Source organism: Coleofasciculus sp. (assembly GCF_046565525.1).
Lineage (GTDB): Bacteria > Cyanobacteriota > Cyanobacteriia > Cyanobacteriales > Coleofasciculaceae > Coleofasciculus.
Genome location: NZ_JBKHUP010000261.1, coordinates 1 through 1,194, shown reverse-complemented (window position 1 = coordinate 1,194; position 1,194 = coordinate 1). Strand labels below are relative to the sequence as shown.

Genomic DNA, 1,194 nt, shown 5'->3' with positions numbered 1-1,194 from the left:
TCTCAAGCAATTCACAGACATTGGGGACATTTTAGGCGTAAAGGGGACAATTAAGCGCACAGATAAAGGTGAACTCTCCGTCTATGTCAACGAATATGCTATTCTGACCAAATCTCTACTACCCTTACCCGATAAGTGGCATGGTCTCACCGATACAGAAAAGCGCTATCGCCAGCGTTATGTTGACTTGATGGTCAATCCCACTGTTCGGGAAACCTTCCGCCGCCGTGCTAAAATTACCGCCGCCATTCGTCGCTATTTAGAGGATCGTGGCTTTATTGAAATTGAAACCCCTGTCTTTAGTACAGAAGCGGGGGGTGCCGAAGCCCGTCCCTTTATCACCTATCACAATACCCTAGAGATGGAGTTGTACCTGCGAATTGCCACAGAACTCCACCTAAAGCGGTTAATTGTCGGCGGATTTGAAAAGGTATTTGAGTTGGGGCGAATTTTCCGGAATGAGGGAATTTCCACGCGCCACAATCCCGAATTTACCTCAATTGAGGTGTACCAGGCTTACGCCGACTACAACGACATGATGACGTTGACGGAAAATTTAATTACCACCGTCACTCAAGATACTTTGACAACTCTGGAAATTACTTATCAAGGTGAAACAATTGATTTCACTCCTCCCTGGCGTCGAGTCACGATGCATGAGTTGGTGCAAGAGGTGACGGGTTTAGATTTTAGCCAGTTTCAGACATTAGATGAGGCAAAAGTCGCGACTAAAAAAGTTGGAATTGAAGGGGTAGACGACTGTCCATCATTGGGGAAACTCCTCAACGAATGCTTTGAGCAAAAATGTGAAGAAACTCTGATTCAGCCCACATTTATCCTTGACTTTCCTATAGAAATTTCTCCCCTAGCTAAACCTCACCGTTCTAAGCCGGGATTAGTGGAACGCTTTGAGTTATTTATTGCTGGGCGAGAAACGGCTAATAGCTTTTCTGAATTAACTGATCCGATTGATCAACGGGAACGTTTAGAAGCACAAGCCGCACGAAAAGCCGCTGGAGACTTGGAAGCGCAAGGGGTTGATGAAGACTTTCTGGCGGCGTTAGAGTATGGAATGCCACCAACTGGGGGGTTAGGAATTGGCATTGATCGCTTGGTGATGTTATTAACGGATTCGGCGAGTATTCGGGATGTGATTGCGTTTCCGTTGCTCAAAAGTAGCAGCCGCGATGGTTC

1 protein-coding gene is annotated in these 1,194 nt (G+C 46.3%); it reads left to right on the top strand.

Annotated elements, in window-relative coordinates; genetic code table 11:
- Nucleotides 1-1,194, top strand: a 1,194-nt coding sequence (gene lysS / locus ACLGGO_RS35605) for a lysine--tRNA ligase (protein ID WP_446422855.1), incomplete at both ends; no start/stop codon positions are given.